The organism is Membranihabitans marinus (assembly GCF_019802045.1).
GTDB classification, from domain to species: Bacteria; Bacteroidota; Bacteroidia; order Chitinophagales; family Saprospiraceae; genus Membranihabitans; species Membranihabitans marinus_A.
The window spans coordinates 197,853-218,110 of sequence record NZ_JAHVHU010000002.1 but is presented as its reverse complement, the minus strand read 5'-3'; the positions used below and the strand labels follow the sequence as shown (position 1 = coordinate 218,110).

Sequence of the window (20,258 nt, the reverse complement as noted above, 5' to 3'; positions counted from 1 at the left end):
TATCAAGCAATTCCGGGTCAGCGTCATGTGGATGAATTATACCATTTGTATTTGATACTGCCGTATAAGATTTTGTAAATATTCAAAGATTGTCGAGGAAGAAAACAAAGGTATAGCTAGGAGTTACACCGGGTATTTTTGATGAAGAGATTCGAAGAAAATCGGAATGTATGGGCCAATTATGAGTTCACATGGTATTACTTCATCTCAAATACCCCCTTTAATTCTGTATTGCTCAGATTCCCTATCCAGTTTTCACCAGTGGAAACAGTCATTTCCGCCAGGGTCTTTTTGGATTGAATCATAGCATTGATCCGTTCTTCAAAAGTATTTTTGGTAATAAACCGGTGAACCATAACATCATTTTTTTGTCCGATGCGGTAGGCACGGTCTGTAGCCTGTATTTCTACAGCCGGATTCCACCAAAGATCATAATGGATGACATGTTGGGCGGCCGTCAGGTTGAGTCCTGTCCCGGCTGCTTTTAAAGACAGAATAAAAATCTTGTCCGCCGGATTTGTTTGAAAATTGTGCACCATGTTCTTGCGCTGCTTGAGACTACTGCCGCCATGGTAAAACATAGGTGATTCTTGATATCGTTCTTCAATGAAATACTGCAACAGTTCGCCCATTTCCCTGAATTGGGTAAATACCAATACTTTTTCACCGCTATCCAGAATGGCATCCAGTTTGTCAAACAAGAGTTGGATTTTCCCACTGTGAGCGGCATTCCGGTTCTTGTTTTTCAGGTATTGTGCCGGGTGATTACAGATCTGTTTCAAGGCAATAATCATCTGGAGAACCAGTCCTTGTCTGGTGAACAGTTCTTTTTTATCTGCAGGGTCTATGGCTTCGATCTCTTTCATGGCTTCTTCTACCGTCTTTTGATAGAGGCTGGCCTGCTCTGCGACTAAGGTCCCGTAACTATCAATTTCAATTTTATCGGGCAGGTCGCTGATGATGCTTTTATCAGTTTTCAGCCGACGCATTATAAAAGGGGCGGTCACCTTTTTGAGTTTTTCCGCTACCGATTTGTCATGATATGTCTCTATGGGCTTACCGTACAATTTTTGAAAATCTTTATCGGAGCCCAATACCCCCCGATTACTGTAATCCACGATACTCCACAGTTCACTCAACCGGTTTTCCACCGGTGTTCCGCTCATGGCAATAAAATGATCCGCTTTGATGCTTTTAATCGCCTTGGTTTGTTGGGTATTTTGGTTTTTGATGTTTTGTGCTTCATCGATCACCACGACAAACCACGGCATTTTCTTCAGTTCTACAGCTTCAGAACGGGCAATGCCATATGAGGTCAATACGATATCGGATTCTTCATCCAGCTTTCTTCCCGTTCCATGGTATAAACACGTCGTTAACGTTGGGGCAAACTTTTCAACTTCAGCCTCCCAGTTGGTCAAAAGTCCGGTAGGTACAATAATCAACGATTTTTTTTTATCCAGCAATCCTTCTTCTTTGAATTTCAGGAGGGTGGCGATGACCTGTACGGTTTTTCCAAGCCCCATATCATCTGCGAGGACCGAACCAAATCCAATCCTGGCGTTGCGGTACATCCAGGAATAACCACGCTCCTGGTAGGGGCGAAGTGTGGCCTTGAGTCCCGTGGGCAATGGAACCCTTTCGACGTCCGTCAACCTTTGGATCAAATCTCTGACCTCTTGATCAAAACCGATCGATGCCCCCTGATATTCACCCATCAATGCAACGCGCAACATCTCAAACGAGGACAGCTGTTCTTTTCCAGAGGTGAAGTGTTTGTGCAGCTTTTCCAAATCGTCTTGATTGACGTATATGTACTGAGATTTGTACTTAAGCAGCCCCTCGGAATGCTTCAATAACTCTTTAAACTCAGATTCGGTCATCAATGCATCACCGATGGCTACTTTCCAATCAAATTTCAGTAGTTTTTCCAGTCTTATATAGGATTTTCCGGGTTGAGCAGTCAACGATATGGAAGGCCGGGGTTTTAAAATATTTCGTAGTGACCTCGGCAAGAGGATATCAATATCCAACAACCGGATGACCGGGATCATTTCAAATAAGAATGACGTAAAAGTAGGATTATCCAGGATGATATTATCTTTCCCTTTGGTCCGGATGTACTGCTCCAGTCCGGGTATGAATTCCGTAAGTGTTGCTATGGATTGCAGGATTTCGATCCGGTTCTTATCGTATTTCTTTTGATTGAGCACATTTTTCAGAGGAATATAACCATCCGGATTACTAGTGTTGTGAACCACGTTGACATCGATCCGGAACTCGTCTTCACTCAGTTCAGAAACAGCAAGTTGCGGTTTATAAGCCCCCTGACTCAGGTAGAACTTCTGCAACCAGGCCTGGATACCACCGACCAGTGCACGCTCTCCAGGCTGATCAAAACTATAGGATAGATTTGTAAAAAACAGGTCTAAGAACAGATCCCTCGTTTCCTTCCCTGACAATCCCGTGACCAATTCTGTGATAAACACCGAAAGCAGATTGATCACATTATCCTTTTCAATCGATTTTTTTGACTGACCCGTTTCCCACCAAAAAACATCCGGTGGAAGAATCTCATTTGCATTTATGACCAGTTGTCGAACTTCTTTGCTGATCATAGACGGGAGCCAGCGAATCGCATATTTCTCATCAGGTCGACGTATGATCTGTGGAACTATTCCTCCGTTGGCTGTCAAATGCATAGCCAAATGGAATAAGGTGTGAAAGGCGGCAGTAGAAGGTTGATAATCCAATAATTTGTTGCCGGGAATTTCAGCCAAATTCAGCATGAAACCGGATAGTTCAAGAGTTTCACCGTTCACCTGCACCGTGGTTTGCAGGTCTTCGGAAACGATCACTGCGCTCGTGGTGTGTGCAGATATCGTCTGGCTGTCTATGCTCTGTGCTAACTGGGCGGCCAGACTGGTCCTTCCATTTATGATGCGGTCTGCACTTTTAACCGCGCGGTTCAGAGCTACTTTGTATTTTTTCTTAAAATCGCCGGATCCGGCATAGAAGGGCGGGGCTTCTGGTAATAAGGCATAGAGTGCTTCATGGATGGGCGACAAGGCCGAATAGGATAGCTTTTGATATGCATTTTGCAACTCAAATTTATCCGATTTCCTATTTTTCCCGGACCCATTCCCGATGTACAATTCGGTGATCTCCGGGATCGTCGCAGATTCGGTTTTGATGAATAGTCCCCGCTTTGACAATTCTTCGATCAAATCAAGATGATGAAGACGAAATGCCAAAAAGGGATTATTGTCAATTTCAGAACATATTTTATAAATGGCGGCAGCGAGATGCTTGCACGGAACCGCCCAGTCGGGACAGCTGCAACTCATCTCCAGATCCGACCATTCTTCCGGAAACACCTGCAGTCCATTGTCCTCAGCCAAGGACAGTAATTCAGGCGCCAATTCCCGATTGAAAAGCCTGGAAATAATCAGGGGCCGGGTGGAAAGTGCCTCCAGGAAATTCCTTCTTTCCGGATCTTCAAAACCTGGCAGGATGATGTCTACTTTGTAAGGACTGGGACGGCTTCCCTTGACCCTTGCATGGATGCGACTTCCTTTAATTTCAAGCGATGTCACCGACCCGCGCCGGGCATAAGTAGCACCTCTGGGGAGCCGGTTGCTAAAGTCAATATTATTCAGCGCTCTCAGCCATTGCTGCCCCCACCACGTCTTTCCAAATTTTTCTGCCATAACCAGGTTTTACTGCGAATATAAATTTTTGTTTTATAAAAATGGGTTGATTATTTCCATCATCAGGTAATTTTGAAAAGGAGATAATTAGAATGAAATTTCTGGAATGTGGTTTAGGTGCTGAGGGGGAAACCTTCTCATTATTTTATAACCTAAACCCTTTTCTTTTCCAACAGGGAACGGAAAAGCCCGATATTCCCTTATATTAGAACAAAAACCATTAACCATGACATCGACCACCGTATCCCAACCACTGCGGACCATTCGGGAAGTTTGGGAAAGCTTACCCGAAGGCACTCGTGCTCAAATCATTGAAAATCAACTTACAATGTCGCCTCCGCTAAGTAATATTCATCAAAAAACCCTGAACAGAATTAATGTATCAATTTTCTTGCATGTTGAAAAGCATCTATTGGGTGAAGTCCGTATCGCTCCTTTTGGAGTTTATCTGGATGATGAAAATGTATTTGAACCTGACATAGTATTTGTCACCAATGACAACCTTCATAGAATAAAAGAGGACGGTTTACATGGTTCACCAGACATGGTCATAGAGATCCTATCTTCTTCCAATGCCAGGGTTGATGAAAACCAGAAAAAGAAAGTATACGAAAGACATGGAGTGAAGGAATACTGGATCGTCGATCCGAAGACAAAAGAGGTAAATGGGTTTTTCCTGGAGGATGACCGGTATGGGTCACCGGTAAAATTTGACGGCAAAATTTCTTCCATTGTACTGGATTTTGATTTTGAGTTTTAGGAAGGATATAAGCTAGCATATGTGGACTTAAGTTCATAGCACTAAAGGATTCTACCGCAGGACTTGTCACGCCTATAGCGTGATCAGCGCAGACACCGCAATAGCGGTGCGGGCTCTTTCCCGCTTTGCAGGGCATTACCACACCATCAGTTTGATGAGAGAAAAATTTGAGAAAGTTTTTCTCGTCAAAAAAGATGAGAAAAGAATGAAAGATAGTTAATATTGCAAAAGCCTTTTAAGCAACCTATGAAATTACGACTCATCTTCCTTTTTTGGATTACTGCATTCAGCACACTTTCATCTCAAGAGCATTCGCCTGCCCCACTCCACGAATTTCGCGGGGTATGGATTGCTTCAGTCGCCAACATTGACTGGCCGTCCCGGCCGGGACTGAGCACGGAAGATCAAAAAAGAGAATTGCTCTGGCTCCTGGACCAGCACCAGCGTATGGGACTCAATGCAGTCGTTTTTCAGATCAGACCCACCGCAGATGCCTTCTTTTCGGACGGAAAAGAACCCTGGAGCTATTACCTGACCGGAAAACAAGGTCAGGCCCCAGAGCCTTTTTATGACCCCCTGGAATTTGCGATCGAAGCTGCCCACGACCGCAACATGGAGCTGCACGCCTGGTTCAATCCCTACCGCGCTTCCCAGGATAGTGATGCAGGCAAGCGATCCCGGGATCATATTTCACATACCCGGCCAGAGTGGTTCTATACCTATAATAACAAAACCTATTTTAATCCTGGAATTCCGGAAGTACGTGAATACATCGTTGAGGTCATCCTCGATGTAGTGATGCGGTACGACGTAGATGGGATTCATTTTGATGACTATTTCTACCCTTATCCGGGAAAAGATCCTCTGCCAGACTCTATGACCTATGAAAAATATGGTACTGCGGATTTCAACACCATCGAAGACTGGCGACGCAATAATGTGGATCTGCTTGTGAAGGAACTGAATGAATCAATTCATCAGGCAAAACCCTGGGTCAAATTTGGCATTAGCCCTTTTGCCATCTGGCGCAATAAAAAGGAAGATCCCCGGGGCTCCGAAACCAATGGCTTTACTAATTACGACGGACTATTCGCCGATGTGTACAAGTGGCTGGAAGAGGGCTGGATGGATTATGTAAACCCACAGATCTACTTTCCTTTTCATTACCCGCCCGCTGCGTTTGAAAAACTACTCGATTGGTGGAGCAAAAACAGTTTTGGCAAGCAGGTCTATGTAGGCCAGGCCCCTTATCGTTCCCTGGAAGGAAAAAATGGGTGGGAAGACTGGAGCCAGCTGCCTCGTCAGGTCAGAGCGCTGCGGCAAAAAGATAACATCCACGGAAGCGTCTATTTCAGTTCGCGTTCCCTGATGAACAACATGGCCGGATTTGCAGATTCTTTAAGGCTTGACCTGTATCAGCATCCTGCCTTGATCCCGCCAATGAAATGGTTGGACAGCATTCCTCCTGCCCCACCTGCAAACGTTCGAGCTACGGTTATTGATCGTTTTGTGCGTTTACGCTGGGATTCGCCGGCGGTCGCTCATGATGCACAAAAACCATACGGTTACGTGGTGTACCGGTTCGAAGAAAACGGCCCCATCGATCTGGAGAGCGGGGCCCATATTGTGGGAATCAGCTTCAAGCCACAACCATTCTTTTTTGATGCCAAAAGTGAACCAGGGAAAAAATACCGGTATGTAATCCGGGCGATGGATCGGATAAAAAATCTGAGCACACCGGCTCCGGTCGTCGAAGTGGTGATACCTGATTGATGGATTAGGCATACGACATATAGTACTTTTTAGGCCTTAAGTTTTAACATTTAAAATGGTCTTTGGTCATTTGCGCAACCGTGCCAATAAATTTAATATCTGTAAAATGTCTTTGCGAATTATTATATTGCAGCATAACCACCCTGTTTATGAAAACAATCAACATCCACTATAATATCACCCTAATCCTATTCACAGCTTTCCTCCTTATCCAATGCAATCCCGCCACTGACCAGACTTCCACGGAAGTGATCTCCGATGATGCATTCCCTGCCGGACTGATCCATTTCACACCATATGAAGAAAACCCCGTATTTACCGGCACCGGAGAGAACACCTGGGACAAGGGGATCCGAGAGCGGGGTTTTATTCTGTTTGACGAAGGGCAGTATAAAATGTGGTACACCGGATATAATTATGAAAAGAGCAATCAAATGATGCTCGGCTATGCCACCTCACCCGATGGTAAGGACTGGACCCGCTATTCGGAAAAACCTATCTACAATGATCGATGGACAGAAGACATGCATGTTTCAAAGATTAATGACACGTATTATATGTATGCAGAAGGTACCGATGATATTGCCCATTTACTTACATCATCCGATGGCGTTCACTGGGAAGACCAGGGTGATCTGGTTATTGAAAAAACCACCGGGGAGCAGATCGACGGGCCCTACGGGACTCCGACGCTTTGGGTGGAGAATGAGAAGTGGTACTTATTTTATGAACGCACTGATTCAGCTATTTGGCTGGCTGAATCGACCGACAAAATCCACTGGACCAATGTGCAGGACGACCCGGTGCTGAAGAAAGGACCGGAGAAATATGACCGATCAGCTGTAGCTGTGAATCAGGTCATCAAACGAGACGGAATGTATTATATGTATTATCATGCCACGGACAATCAGGAATGGCTGACCGACAACAGCAAAAGCATCTGGACTTCGAATGTAGCCCGCTCCAAAGATTTGATTCATTGGGAGAAGTATCCCGACAACCCTATTATTCCGGGTGATTTTTCCAGTCCTATTCTGGTATTTAACGATACCTCCCATTTTTTATATACCATGCATGCCCAGGTAAATTTATTTTTCCCGGTATTCGAATAGGAAGAAATTGGTTTTTCCATAGATAAGATCTCGATCTACCTGAACCAGGCATTAAGCTTTGAGGTTTGAATTCTGATAAACAAGGATTACTTCTCGGTTACCGTGCATTACATTTCACCTTTACTGCAAACAATCCAACATTATACTTTCACCAATCAATTGACCGCTACCACCTTGCATCCTTCTGTCTCTTCGAGCAAAAGAAATCAACTTGTTGGATTTCTTGCGATTGCCCTGAGTTACCTGGCGATTTTTCGAAATCAAAACCAATTATTTTTCTATATTACTCTTTAAGAATTTAAAGCTCCATTGTTATGAAGATCCATTACTTACTCATTTCTATCTTTTTCCTCACCGCCTGCACACCTACGCACCAAACGAACAAAGAAGAACAACAACCACCCAACATCATCTTTATCCTCACCGATGATTTGGGCTGGGGTGACCTGGGGACATTTTTTCAAAATCAAAGAGCAAAAGAGGGCAACAAAGCTCATCCCTGGCAGAGAACGCCCCATCTCGACAAAATGGCCGATCAAGGGGTCATGCTCACCGATCATTACTGCAATGCCCCGGTCTGTGCGCCTTCCCGGGCTTCTTTCCTCCTGGGTGTCCATCAGGGCCACAGCAATGTCCGGGACAACCAGTTCGACAAGCGGCTCGGAGACAATTATACCGTAGCCAATGTGCTCAAAGCAGCCGGATATGGTACCGTAGCTGTCGGCAAATGGGGGCTTCAAGGGGATAACCGATACAGCGACAACGGTGATGAATGGCCCGGACATCCATTGAACAGAGGGTTCGATGAGTTTTATGGATATATGCGGCACCGAGACGGTCACGAACATTACCCGGTGGAAGGAATTTACCGGGGGAAAAAAGAAGTATACCACAACCATGAAGAAGTCTCTGACGGATTAGCCAAATGTTTTACTGGTGATCTCTGGACCGCATTTGCCAAAAAATGGATCGTCGATTACAACAAAAAAGAAGATGGTCAACCTTTTTTTATGTTTTTAGCTTATGACACACCCCATGCGGTCATTGAATTACCTACGCAGGAATACCCATCGGGGGGTGGAGTAAACGGTGGATTGCAATGGACCGGTGAACCCGGCCACATGATCAATACAGCCTCCGGCGAGGTCGATTCCTGGACGCACCCGGACTACGCCAATGCGACTTGGGATGACGATCAGGATCCTTCGACTGCAGAAGTTCCCTGGCCCGACACCTACAAACGATTTGCCACGGTCAACCGCCGGATCGATGATGCGGTGGGAGATGTACGACAATTGCTCCGGGACCTCAATCTGGAAGAGAATACAATGGTGATTTTCACTTCCGATAATGGTCCATCCAGAGAATCCTATCTTCCGGAGGAGTATGCCGTTTTTACACCGGAATTCTTCAAAAGCTATGGACTTTTTGACGGCATCAAACGCGATTTATGGGAAGGTGGATTGCGAGTACCTACGATTGTGACCTGGCCGAAACAACTGCCCAAAGGAGCAATCAATGACGCGCCGGTAATGATGTCAGACTGGCTGGCTACATTTTGTGAGGCGGCCGGAATCCAGGCACCTGAACGCTCTGATGGGAATTCTCTTCTCCCTATTCTACGAGATCAACAACCGGCGACGAATCCCGTTTATGTAGAGTACGCACAGAATGGTAAAACGCCAAGCTATGATGATTTCCTACCCGCACACCAGGGCCGAAAGCGAGGACAAATGCAGATGATCCGTCTCCAAGATATGGTGGGCGTCCGTTATGACATCCAAAGTCATCAAGATGATTTTGAAATATACGATGTATCCAAAGATCCACAGCAGGGCCATAATCTAGCCAATGATTCGCAGTACGATGACCTTCAGAAACAAATGAAAAACAAGGTGCTTCAGATGCGCCGCCCCAATTCCAGCGCATCGCGGCCTTACGATACCGAATACATCCCGGCATTGACCAAACCAGAAAATGGATTGACCGCCGGATTGAAAGCCCGGCTGTATGACGTGGACAGTAGATGGATTCCAAAAACCAACCAGCTCGCACCGGTACATGAAAAAGTGGTGAATACCATCAGAGGGAACACCTTTCCTTCGAATAAAAGTTCCTCCGGGAATATGGTGGTTTATTCCGGTTATGTGAATGTACCGGAATCTGGCGAATACACACTACAGACAACATCTTCAAATCAGACGATCGTTCGCATTCATGATGCGTTGGTGATTGATGGTGATTTCAGAGCCGGAGAATCGATGTCCAGGGAAGGAACGATCCGGTTGGCCGCAGGATATCACCCGATCCGGATTTATGTAAAGAAGAAGAATGATGAGGAAAGTGATTTTGATCTGAAGGTCCGGTTCTCAATGGGTGGTGGCTATATGAGTATACCTGAAGAATATTTGTTCCATTGACCTCCCGGGAGAATGGAGCTCCAGCTCCGTTCAAGTTTTCAGAGCTGGAGCTCTGACCTCCCGGGATTTATCTATACAAAAAACCCAAAATCCAAAGTGGGAGTGTTGTCACCGGAAATGCTGCCTCATCAGCTACCACAAAACTATCCGGTAGTGAATTTATCTGATTCTTTGTTTTGGTTTTTCCACCCACTTCAAAGATCCAATTTTCATCCAGTATAAAATTTTCCTTGGACGAGAAGTTAAACCGGTGTTTCACCTGGGTCTGAGAGGCAAAGAATGTTTTTACGAACAAATCCCTCCGATTTACTCAATAAGTATTCCATAATCGCACTGATACTCATTTATGCATATTCTAATGTGCAGTATATACAAAAATCTGTTTTTGACTACCCTGTACGGTAATTCAAACATGATAGTCTTTTGAATGAACTTGATCTTATGTAAGGAAGATGATTTTAGCATAGACGCTATCAGGTTGTATCCGCGCTTGGCTGAACAATTGCAGGTGTTTGCTCGGGATACAGATCCCCCCTTTCATACATTTTCGATCGTTTGGTATAATGGAAGGATTACTAAATTAGTAATCAAATCCAGACCAGGTTTTTTCATTTTTCGTACCTTGATGCTTTTATTGCAAAATTAATTTTAAAATGGACCGTCGATCATTTATTGAAAAAAGCACCATAGCAGGATTTTCATTCTTGGCGGTTCCTCAAATTCACATAAAAAACACCAACGTGAAAGAAAAAATAGTAGGGCACAACAGCCACCGTTATCGCATCGTAGAAGGATGGGGGGTATTGGATGCTGGTAAAAATCCGGTCAACGATTGCCATGAAATGGTCGAAGATGCTTCGGGACGATTGATCCTGCTCACCAATGAAACCAAAAACAATGTGCTCATTTATGATAAATCCGGAAAACTTCTGGACAGCTGGGGGACCAGTTTTCCGGGTGCTCATGGTCTGACTTTGTCCAATGAAGGCGAAGAGCAGTTTTTATTTATTACCGACACAGATCGCAATCAAGTCATCAAGACGGATCTCACAGGCAAGGTATTGATGAAGCTCGACTACCCCAGGGAAAGCGGTGTCTACGATTACCCGGGCCAGTACAAACCCACCGAAACAGCCATTGACCCTGCCTCCGGGGACATTTACGTAGCGGACGGGTATGGACTCAATTACATTACGAAATACAATGCCAAAGGTGAATATATGAGCCACTTTGGCGGTGCCGGTGATTCAGACGACACCTTTCGCTGTTGCCACGGTATCGTGATCGACACCCGTCATGATAACCCCGGATTGATCATTACCAACCGAACACACATGCAATTGAAGCGATTTTCCATGGATGGCCAATACCAATCGACCATCGAAGTACCCGGATCCTTCATCTGCCGACCCGTGATTCATGGCGATCACACCTATGCAGCTGTGTACAGAAGCACCAGCCAACAATATCCCAACTCCGGATACATCACCATACTAGATGGAAATGACAAAGTAGTTTCTACACCTGGAGGCACCGAACCCGTCTACGTAGGAAACAGCCTTCAGGAACAACGAAAAGACACCTCATTCATCGATTTTATGCATCCGCACGATGTGTGTATTGATAACGATGAGAGCATTTATGTCCCCCAATGGGCCTCTAAGCGCACCTATCCGGTGAAGCTGGAGCGAGTATGACCTTTTGGTGACTGCCATTTGTTGGAGGAGGAAGTGCAGGAGGGCAAGGTCTGACACTTTTCCAGAGTGCATAACCCTCAAATGCCAGACTATCCAGCCACACAAAGCTTTACGGGCTATTGTCTTAAACCAGGAACACAGATTTGACAGATTTCCAAAATCTGTTAAATCTTGTGCCGGTTTTTTGATATATTTATCGGAATGAACCGATTGCACACCATTTTCGCCCTTCTTTATTTGCTGTATACCCTACCTGGCTGCCAGCAACAAACCAATGATTCGACCGAAAATCCTATTGAGACACCACCCAATATCGTTTTCATCCTCTCCGATGACCAGGCCTGGACTGATTATAGTTTTATGGGACATCCTCGGATCGAAACACCCCGCATTGACCAATTGGCCGAAGAAAGCCTGACTTTTACCCGCGGTTATTCCGCTGCACCGCTGTGCCGTCCGTCATTGGCCTCTATTATCACGGGACTGTACCCACATCAACATGGTATTACAGGGAATGACCCGGTCTTTGATTACAATGGAGAAGGCGGAAAATACAGTCTGGAGTGGCGGGAACAACGACAAAAGAAGAATACCAGTATGGTAAATCGATTGCAGAGCCACCCTCCCCTACCGAAACTATTAGATAAAAAAGGATACCGCTCCTTACAGACTGGAAAATGGTGGGAAGGAAACTATAAGACGGGGGGCTTTTCGGAAGGCATGACGACCGGTGATCCTGCTCAAAATGGCCGCCATGGCGATCGCGGGCTCAAAATAGGCCGGGAAGGAATGGCACCGATTTATCAGTTTTTGGATGAGGTAAAAAAAGACAGCGTTCCATTTTTCCTCTGGTATGCCCCTTTCCTGCCCCATACCCCACACAATCCTCCAGACTCACTTTACCAAAAATATAAAAAAAAGACGCCTTCCGAATCCATAGCAAAATATTGGGCCATGTGTGAATGGTTTGATCAGAACGTTGGTGAACTTATCGATGCCCTGGATGACAGGGAACTATCCGATAACACATTATTGATCTATGTTTGCGACAATGGCTGGACCCAGAACCCGGAAGGGAATGGCTTTGTATGGCCATCGAAGCAATCTCCTTATGACATGGGAATTCGCACCCCCATTATGTACCGCTGGCCGGGGAAAATCAAGCCCCGACTGGACACCAGTACTTTTGTGAGCAGCATCGACATGGTACCCACCGCATTAGCTGCTGTGAACCTGAATCCCACCGACGAGATGCAGGGTATAAATGTCATGGATTCACAAAGTCTGGAAGCACGAAAAACAGTATATAGCGAAGATTACAATCATGACGTGGCGGATGTGAATGATCCGACCGCCAGCCTGGAGCACCGCATGATCATGCAAGCCCCCTGGAAAATGATCATCCCTGCCCATGAGTCTGCGGACCTCAATAAGATCTCTACCGGTGGTGGGCGTTTTATCCCGGTCATTGGCCAGACCGAACTGTACAACCTCCTTCAAGATCCCATGGAGATCAGAAACGTAGCTGCAGATTATCCCAAGGTCGTGGAAGGTCTGAAAAAAGAAATCGAGTTTTGGTGGAACAAATAACAGATCAACATCCCTCCACATAATCCAGGCGTTGCCCTCGTTTCTTTACAATCTAACCTTCTCCAGCACAAAAAAACAGTTGCCGGTATGGTGTCAAAGAATTGATAAGTCTATGCATTTCACTATGCATAAAACGAGATCTACCGTTCATAATCGATCATAAGTGTGCAGAAATGTCTGATGTCATTTGAATTCATAATTGCCGCATATATTCCGAAATATTCTTCGATTCTCTTTGTCAAAAATACTCGGTGTAACTCCAGCCAAACCTCCGTTTTTTTCCTCGACAATCTTTGAATATTTACAAAATCTTATACGGTATTACCTTATACAAATGGTATGACTCGGAATAGGGGAGAATCAAAATTTATTCCACCGAAAGATCCTTCTCCCTATTTCATCCCATTCAATATACTTAGCCCACATCGACACATCATATAAACCTCCCTTAGTTTAGGATATCAACCAACCTTAATAATATTTATTTTATCAATTTTTTTTAATAACTCCAAGTTCATCATTCCAGATACTATTTTGCTCACTATCAATACTTTACTGGCACGATATATTAAAATAAAATAGATTATTAACAGTTTCAAAGGATATACATAGGCAACCATAGGTAGGCTCAAGGATAATTTAAGATTATATTAGCTTTTGAAAAGGATTATTAACACGACCTACTGCTATCCCAAAACGACTTTTTATTGGCTTCGTAACAACCTAAAACCTATTCTATGGCTTGGAAGGACATATTATCAAATGACTATAATAATGGCAGTTGCCTTTTATTCAGAGTTCATCAAAGAACAGTATACGTTTTAACCTTTATTTTCATCTGCACTTTTTCTGGCTTTTCCTCTGATTTTGACACAAAGAAAGAACTGGTCATCAATGAAACCGGTCATGCTCACCTAATGCCCGAAAAAGAACTCCTGCATTTAAATACAATAGCTGAAGCCATTCCGGCGGATACTACGACAGGAATTGTCAAGGACTCAGATGGTGAACCACTGATTGGCGTGAATGTCCAGGTCAAAGGAACCACGATAGGTACAGCCACAGACTTTGATGGAAACTTTTCGCTTCCAGATGTGGGTCCAGGTTCAGAACTTGTTTTTTCATACATAGGTTACCAGAAGCTGGAACTTGAAGTCCCGGAACGCAACCAGGAGATGATCATCACGATGTCTTCAGATGGCGAATTACTGGACGAGGTCGTTGTCGTAGGCTATGGAACCCAGACCAAAGAAAGCCTGGTCGGATCCGTCACCACGGTCAAACCCAAAGATCTTAAAGTACCCTCGAGCAACCTTACTACGGCACTAGCAGGCCGGGTTTCAGGGGTAATCGCTTATCAAAATTCAGGAGAGCCGGGACAGGACAATGCGCAGTTTTTTATCCGGGGCGCCACCTCATTTGGCTTGCGTCAGAACCCATTGATATTAATAGATGGTGTGGAATTAACCGTTGATGACCTGGCTCGTCTGCAACCCGATGACATCGAAAGTTTTTCCATATTCAAAGACGCAACTGCGACTGCCATCTATGGTGCCCGTGGTGCAAATGGCATTATCAGCGTAACAACCAAGTCAGGAGAAATAGGAAAACCCAGAGTAAATCTGCGTTTTGAAAATTCATTTTCGCAACCTACTCAAAATGTTGAATTGGCGGATCCGCTCACTTATTTAAGGCTACACAATGAGGCTGTCCGTACACGAGACCCACTGGGCATCCTCCCCTATTCGCAAAGTAAAATAGACAATACCTTGCAAGGCGGAAATCCCAATGTGTACCCGACCGTAAACTGGCAAGACCAGCTCTTAAAAGACTACACTTATAACCAACGTCTGAATTTCAGTGTTTCCGGGGGCGGGAAGGTGGCTCAGTATTACGTATCCGGATCCTTCAATCAGGATAATGGTATACTGAAGGTAGATAAACGCAACAATTTCAACAACAACATCGATCTGAAAAGATACCTGCTGCGTTCCAACGTCAACATCAATCTGACGAACACCACCGAGGCCATTGTCCGGTTGCATGCGACACTGGATGACTATAAAGGCCCCATTCCCAGTGGAACTGATATTTACAATATGATCACCAGATCCAATCCGGTTCGCTTTCCTGCCTATTACGAACCTGATGAGGCCAATGAGTTTACTAACCATATTCTTTTTGGTAATGATGAAGATGGTACCTTTATCAATCCTTACGCAGAGTTGGTTCGGGGCTACCGAGACTACAGTCGCTCTTTGAACCTTGTCCAGGTCGAAATCAAGCAAGACCTCGGATTTGTACTGCCGGGGTTGAAATGGCGGCTAATGGGGAATAACAACAGAACTTCCTCTTTTGGCTTAAACAGATCTTACAATCCGTTTTATTATGATGTCGGATTTTACAACCGGAGTGAAGACAAATATACCTTATTGGGTTTGAATGACAATACCGGGACCGAATTCTTGTCCTTTAACCCCCGAGGACAGGACAGGCTGGTCAACACCGTTTTCTACATGGAAACGGCCTTTAACTATGACCGGCAATTTGCAGAAAAACATACTGTCAGCGGCTTGCTGGTGGGTATTGCCCGGGAGTATCTGGACGGCAATGCGGAGGAGTTGCAACTCTCCTTACCGAGTCGAAATCTTGGAGTTTCGGGACGATTCACATACAACTACGACAGCCGTTATTTTGGTGAATTTAATTTCGGATACAATGGATCGGAACGATTCTCTACCAATAACCGCTACGGATTTTTTCCTTCAGTAGGAGCCGGATGGGTATTATCAAATGAAGATTTCTGGTTCTCCGAAAAAATAAACCGCTTCAAACTACGGGGATCCTACGGAATAGTGGGTAATGATGCTATCGGATCATTGGCGGACAGGTTCTTTTACTTATCCAATGTCAATCTGATCGACAATAACCGCGGAGCTACCTTTGGAACCAACTATAGCTTTAGCCGCCCGGGTGTCTCCATCTCACGATATGAAAACAGAAACATCACCTGGGAAACAGCTTATAAAACAAACCTAGGTGTAGAGTTGGGGTTGTTTCAGGATGCGGTACAGCTGCAGGTGGAATGGTTCCATGAAAAAAGAACCAACATACTCCAGACCCGTTCTGACATCCCTACTTTGGTCGGACTCCAGGCACCAATCCGAGCGAACATCGGAGAAGCGCTCTCGGGCGGACTGGATATGTCACTCGATGTTTATCACAACTTCACCCCGGACTTCTGGATCAGTATGCGAGGAAATTACACGTTGACGAACAGCGAATTTTCCGTATTCGAAGAGCCTAATTATCTCGAGTTTGGCACCCCCTGGCTTTCGAGAATAGGTCAACCCTTGAATCAGACCTACGGATTAATTGCAGAACGATTGTTCATAGACCAGGAAGATGTTGACAATTCGGCGCGACAGGACTTTGGGCCCGTGATGGGGGGTGATATTAAGTACCGTGATATCAATAATGACGGAGTCATCTCTTCGCTGGACCGGGTTCCCATCGGCGAATCCACCGAACCCGAAATCAGCTATGGAGTCGGTTTCTCATTGGGTTATAAGAATTTTGATATCTCAGCTTTCGTGCAAGGCTTGGATCGAATATCCTTTTTTATTGATTCCCGGAAATTGACCCCATTTGCAGATACAGATAACAGTAATGATGTGGTATCGGAATTGACTTCGGAGAATCAGCTACTCAAAGCATTTGCTGAGTCTCACTGGTCCGAAGACAACCGGAACCTCTACGCCAAATGGCCCAGGTTGTCTGTAAACCCAATCGACAACAATATTCAAACCAACACCTGGTTTTTACGCGATGGTGCTTTCATCCGATTGAAACAAGCTGAAATTGGTTATAACATCAATGAACTGGCCGGTGTAGCTGGTGCTATCGAAAACCTCCGAATCTATTTAAATGGTACCAACCTTTTTCATTTTAGCAAATTCAAATTGTGGGATCCCGAATTACGGGGGAACGGAATGAATTACCCACTTCAACGCATCATTAATGCAGGTATTCAAATCAACTTTTAACAGACACAATATGAGAACTATAAAATTATATCCCTTTGTATTATTTTTTGGAATATTCACTTTTTCCTGCAACTCCTTTCTGGATGTAGTCCCGGATAATGTTGCTACGATTGATATTGCATTTAACAGCCGGGTGAACGCAGAGCGGTTTTTCTATACCTTATACGGGTACCTGCCGGCTCATGCCAGCAATTCCAATCCAGGTCTCATAGCAGGCGATGAAATATGGACAAATGATGTAACCGGCCGAAACTGGGGTGGGCTGAATATTGCCAAGGGAGATCAACGAATCACAAACCCTTATCTGGACTATTGGTCAGACCACAACATGTTCGTAGCAATCCGGGATTGCAACATCTTTCTTGAAAACATTGATCAGCCCAGGGATCTGGAGCCGTTTGAAAAGGAAAGATGGATTGCGGAAGCCAAGTTTCTCAAAGCCTACTACCACTTTTGGCTGATGAGAATGTATGGCCCCATACCCATTATTCGAGAAAATATATCTGTAAGTGGCGATGTCAACGAAGTGCGCCGCAGTCGGGATCCGGTCGACGAGGTCGTGGATTATATTGTAGAACTAATCGATGAAGCTATGCCTAGTTTACCGGAGGCAATCCAAAATCGTGGAGAAGAGTTGGGACGTATCACCAAACCTATTGCAGCCGGCATCAAAGCAAAAGTACTAGCTACCGCAGCAAGTCCTATGTTCAATGGTAATAACTTTTATAGCAACTGGCTTAATAGTGATGGCGTCCCCTATATTAATCCAAATTTCGACGCTCAGAAGTGGGAAAGAGCAGCATCAGCCTGCGACACAGCCATTATCCTGGCAGAAGCAGGTGGTCACAGCCTGTATCATTACCCGGGTTCTTCCATTTTTGATCTGTCCGATTCCACGATATTAAAAATGAGTATCCGGGGCTCGGTCACCGAAAAGTGGAACCCGGAAGTGATCTGGGGCAGTGCCAATCCCACCGCTGCCACGCTTCAAAATTGGTCCTTTACCCGAATTGATCCTTCGGCACGGGCCGAAATCCTGGAACAGGTCCAATCCTATTGGGCAGCTACATTTCGTATGGCGGAACTTTATTACTCCAACAACGGAGTACCTATTTCGGAAGACAAAAACTTCAATTATAACGATCGGCTGGAACTCACCACGGTAGGTGAAGACCACCAGTATTACATGGAGCCCGGATTTGAGACCGTAGTCCTACACCTGAACAGGGAAGCACGATTTTACGCTTCTTTATCCTTTGATGGAAGTCTGATCTATGGTCAGGGCAGACTGGACGACCAAAATCAATGGGTGGTACGGGGAAAAGAGAGCCAGGTTTCTGGGCAGATCGATGCTTTCCGGTATAGTGTCACCGGTTACCTGCCCAAAAAATTAGTCAATGAAGAAGATGTTTTATCAACCAATTACTCGAGAGAAATCTATCCCTGGCCGGTTTTGAGGTTAGCGGATCTGTATTTACTCTATGCAGAAGTATTGAATGAAGTGGAGGGGCCATCAGAAAAAGCATATGAATATATAGACAAAGTCCGAGAACGAGCAGGACTCGCCGGTGTAGAGGAATCCTGGCAAGTTCATTCCACGCAACCCGAGAAGGTCGCTTCGAAAGAAGGTTTTCGGGAGATTATTCATCAGGAACGATTAATCGAACTGGCCTTCGAAGGACATCGGTTCTGGGATTTACGGCGGTGGTGGAAGCTGGAAGAGAAAATGAACAGCAATATTCGTGGTTGGAGCATCAACAAGAAAACGCCTGAAGAATATTATCAGCTTCGTACGGTGGGTGAAACAAAATTCACCAAAAAGGACTATTTGTGGCCGATCTCTGAAGCAGATATAATCGTTAACACGAACCTGGATCAGGCACCTGGCTGGTGATTTTGAACTATAAAAATTCACATGATGAAAAGAATTAGAACATTTATATTTATTTTTCTCACGATAGGGCTGCTAAATAGCTGCGATGAGGATGAAAAACGACCCTTGGTGGAAGATTCTATACCACCAGGAGCGGTTACAAATATTGAAGTCGAAAACTTACCTGGTGGAGCGCGAATTTCCTACACCTTACCACCGGATAAAGACGTGCTTTATGTGGAAGCATCGTTTACATCGGCAGACGGAAAACTGAATAACTGGAAATCTTCCGTGTTCAATAATTCCATTGAGGTAGCAGGATTTCCGGATACTGTAAATTATACTGTCGAATTACGTGTCGTAGATCAGAGCGAAAACAGATCTGCTGCCGTAAATGTCGACATTCAACCCCTGACCCCACCGATTACTCTGATCGCAGAATCCATTAAAATCAATCCGGATTTTGGAGGTATTGGCATATCGTGGGTGAATGAAAATCAAGCGGAGATCGCTGTCATCGTGGAAGCTGAAAATGAAGTAGGTGAACTGGAACAGGTTGATATACGATATTCCAGTCAAAAGGAAGATAATTTTGCAGTTCGTGGATTTGATACCATTCCGCGAAATTTTGCCGTCTTTATCCGGGATCGGTACGATAATCTATCGACCCGGATCGAAACGACGATCAAACCCTTATTTGAACAAAACCTGGATAAGAACCTCTTCAATCCTTTGAAATTACCGCACGATGCGCCCGATGCCTGGGGATGGGTCATGACCAATTTATTCAATAACAATATTGGTGGCGGAGGCTTTCATACGCCACAAGGCTGGACTGATGACAACCCCACACCAGAGTATCCGGAGCCGAATCGGCATTTTTTCACCCTGGATCTGGGTGTTACGGCGCAATTATCTCGTTTCAAGTTTTGGCAGCGCCAGGGGTCCTGGCTGTATTATCATGGCAACCCTCGCTATTTTGATGTGTGGGGCGCCAGTGAGTTGACCCAGGATGGCACTTTTGACGGCTGGACCAAATTAATCTCTAATGGGGAGGTGCTGAAACCATCCGGATTACCACTGGGCCAGGTATCCAATGATGACGTAGAACTGGGAGGCAGAGGGCATGAATACATCTTTCCGCTCGACGCTCCAAAAGTACGGTATATTCGGTTTGTTAATTTACAAAACTGGTCAGGATCCAGGTTTATGCATATTATGGAGATGGATTTTTGGGGCGAAGTGCAGTAATCTTTCGAGTATAAATCAAGTATTTA

At 45.0% G+C, this 20,258-nt stretch carries 11 protein-coding genes; 9 read left to right on the top strand and 2 right to left on the bottom strand.

Annotated elements, in window-relative coordinates:
- Positions 1–197: 197 nt before the first annotated feature.
- Complete coding sequence (locus KUV50_RS01270; RefSeq protein WP_222578267.1) at positions 198–3,710, bottom strand: SNF2-related protein; 3,513 nt, start codon at positions 3,708–3,710, stop codon at positions 198–200.
- A 226-nt stretch (positions 3,711–3,936) separates the two neighbouring features.
- Between KUV50_RS01270 and KUV50_RS01265 the strand changes: the two genes are divergently transcribed.
- The 4 genes from KUV50_RS01265 to KUV50_RS01250 all read left to right on the top strand — a co-directional run bounded on the left by KUV50_RS01265 (position 3,937) and on the right by KUV50_RS01250 (position 9,775).
- Entirely contained in the window at positions 3,937–4,470 is a 534-nt protein-coding gene (locus KUV50_RS01265) for a Uma2 family endonuclease (protein WP_222578266.1), read from the top strand.
- Positions 4,471–4,716: 246 nt separating this feature from the next.
- Positions 4,717–6,243, top strand: coding sequence for a glycoside hydrolase family 10 protein (locus KUV50_RS01260; RefSeq protein ID WP_222578265.1), 1,527 nt, complete (start codon positions 4,717–4,719; stop codon positions 6,241–6,243).
- Between the two features lie 149 nt (positions 6,244–6,392).
- Positions 6,393–7,355 carry a hypothetical protein gene (locus KUV50_RS01255; RefSeq protein WP_222578264.1) on the top strand — a complete coding sequence of 321 codons (963 nt, stop codon included), beginning with the start codon at positions 6,393–6,395 and terminating at the stop codon, positions 7,353–7,355.
- Positions 7,356–7,669: 314 nt separating this feature from the next.
- On the top strand, positions 7,670–9,775 hold the full coding sequence (locus KUV50_RS01250; RefSeq protein WP_222578263.1) for a sulfatase-like hydrolase/transferase: 2,106 nt from the start codon (positions 7,670–7,672) through the stop codon (positions 9,773–9,775).
- A 67-nt stretch (positions 9,776–9,842) separates the two neighbouring features.
- Here KUV50_RS01250 and KUV50_RS01245 read toward each other — a convergent pair whose 3' ends face one another.
- On the bottom strand, positions 9,843–10,070 hold the full coding sequence (locus KUV50_RS01245) for a hypothetical protein (protein WP_222578262.1): 228 nt from the start codon (positions 10,068–10,070) through the stop codon (positions 9,843–9,845).
- Between the two features lie 358 nt (positions 10,071–10,428).
- Here KUV50_RS01245 and KUV50_RS01240 point away from each other — a divergent pair, with 358 nt between their 5' ends.
- The 5 genes from KUV50_RS01240 to KUV50_RS01220 all read left to right on the top strand — a co-directional run bounded on the left by KUV50_RS01240 (position 10,429) and on the right by KUV50_RS01220 (position 20,232).
- A complete protein-coding gene (locus KUV50_RS01240) occupies positions 10,429–11,472 on the top strand; it encodes a 6-bladed beta-propeller (RefSeq protein WP_222578261.1) in 1,044 nt (347 codons plus the stop codon).
- Positions 11,473–11,673: 201 nt separating this feature from the next.
- Positions 11,674–13,062 carry a sulfatase gene (locus KUV50_RS01235; protein ID WP_222578260.1) on the top strand — a complete coding sequence of 463 codons (1,389 nt, stop codon included), beginning with the start codon at positions 11,674–11,676 and terminating at the stop codon, positions 13,060–13,062.
- Between the two features lie 737 nt (positions 13,063–13,799).
- The gene (locus KUV50_RS01230; protein WP_222578259.1) at positions 13,800–17,108 is read left to right on the top strand and encodes a SusC/RagA family TonB-linked outer membrane protein; all 3,309 of its coding nucleotides are present in this window, start codon (positions 13,800–13,802) and stop codon (positions 17,106–17,108) included.
- Positions 17,109–17,118: 10 nt separating this feature from the next.
- Positions 17,119–19,002 carry a RagB/SusD family nutrient uptake outer membrane protein gene (locus tag KUV50_RS01225; RefSeq protein WP_222578258.1) on the top strand — a complete coding sequence of 628 codons (1,884 nt, stop codon included), beginning with the start codon at positions 17,119–17,121 and terminating at the stop codon, positions 19,000–19,002.
- 24 nt (positions 19,003–19,026) lie between these two features.
- Positions 19,027–20,232, top strand: coding sequence for a DUF5000 domain-containing lipoprotein (locus KUV50_RS01220; RefSeq protein ID WP_222578257.1), 1,206 nt, complete (start codon positions 19,027–19,029; stop codon positions 20,230–20,232).
- The last annotated feature ends 26 nt before the right edge of the window (positions 20,233–20,258 follow it).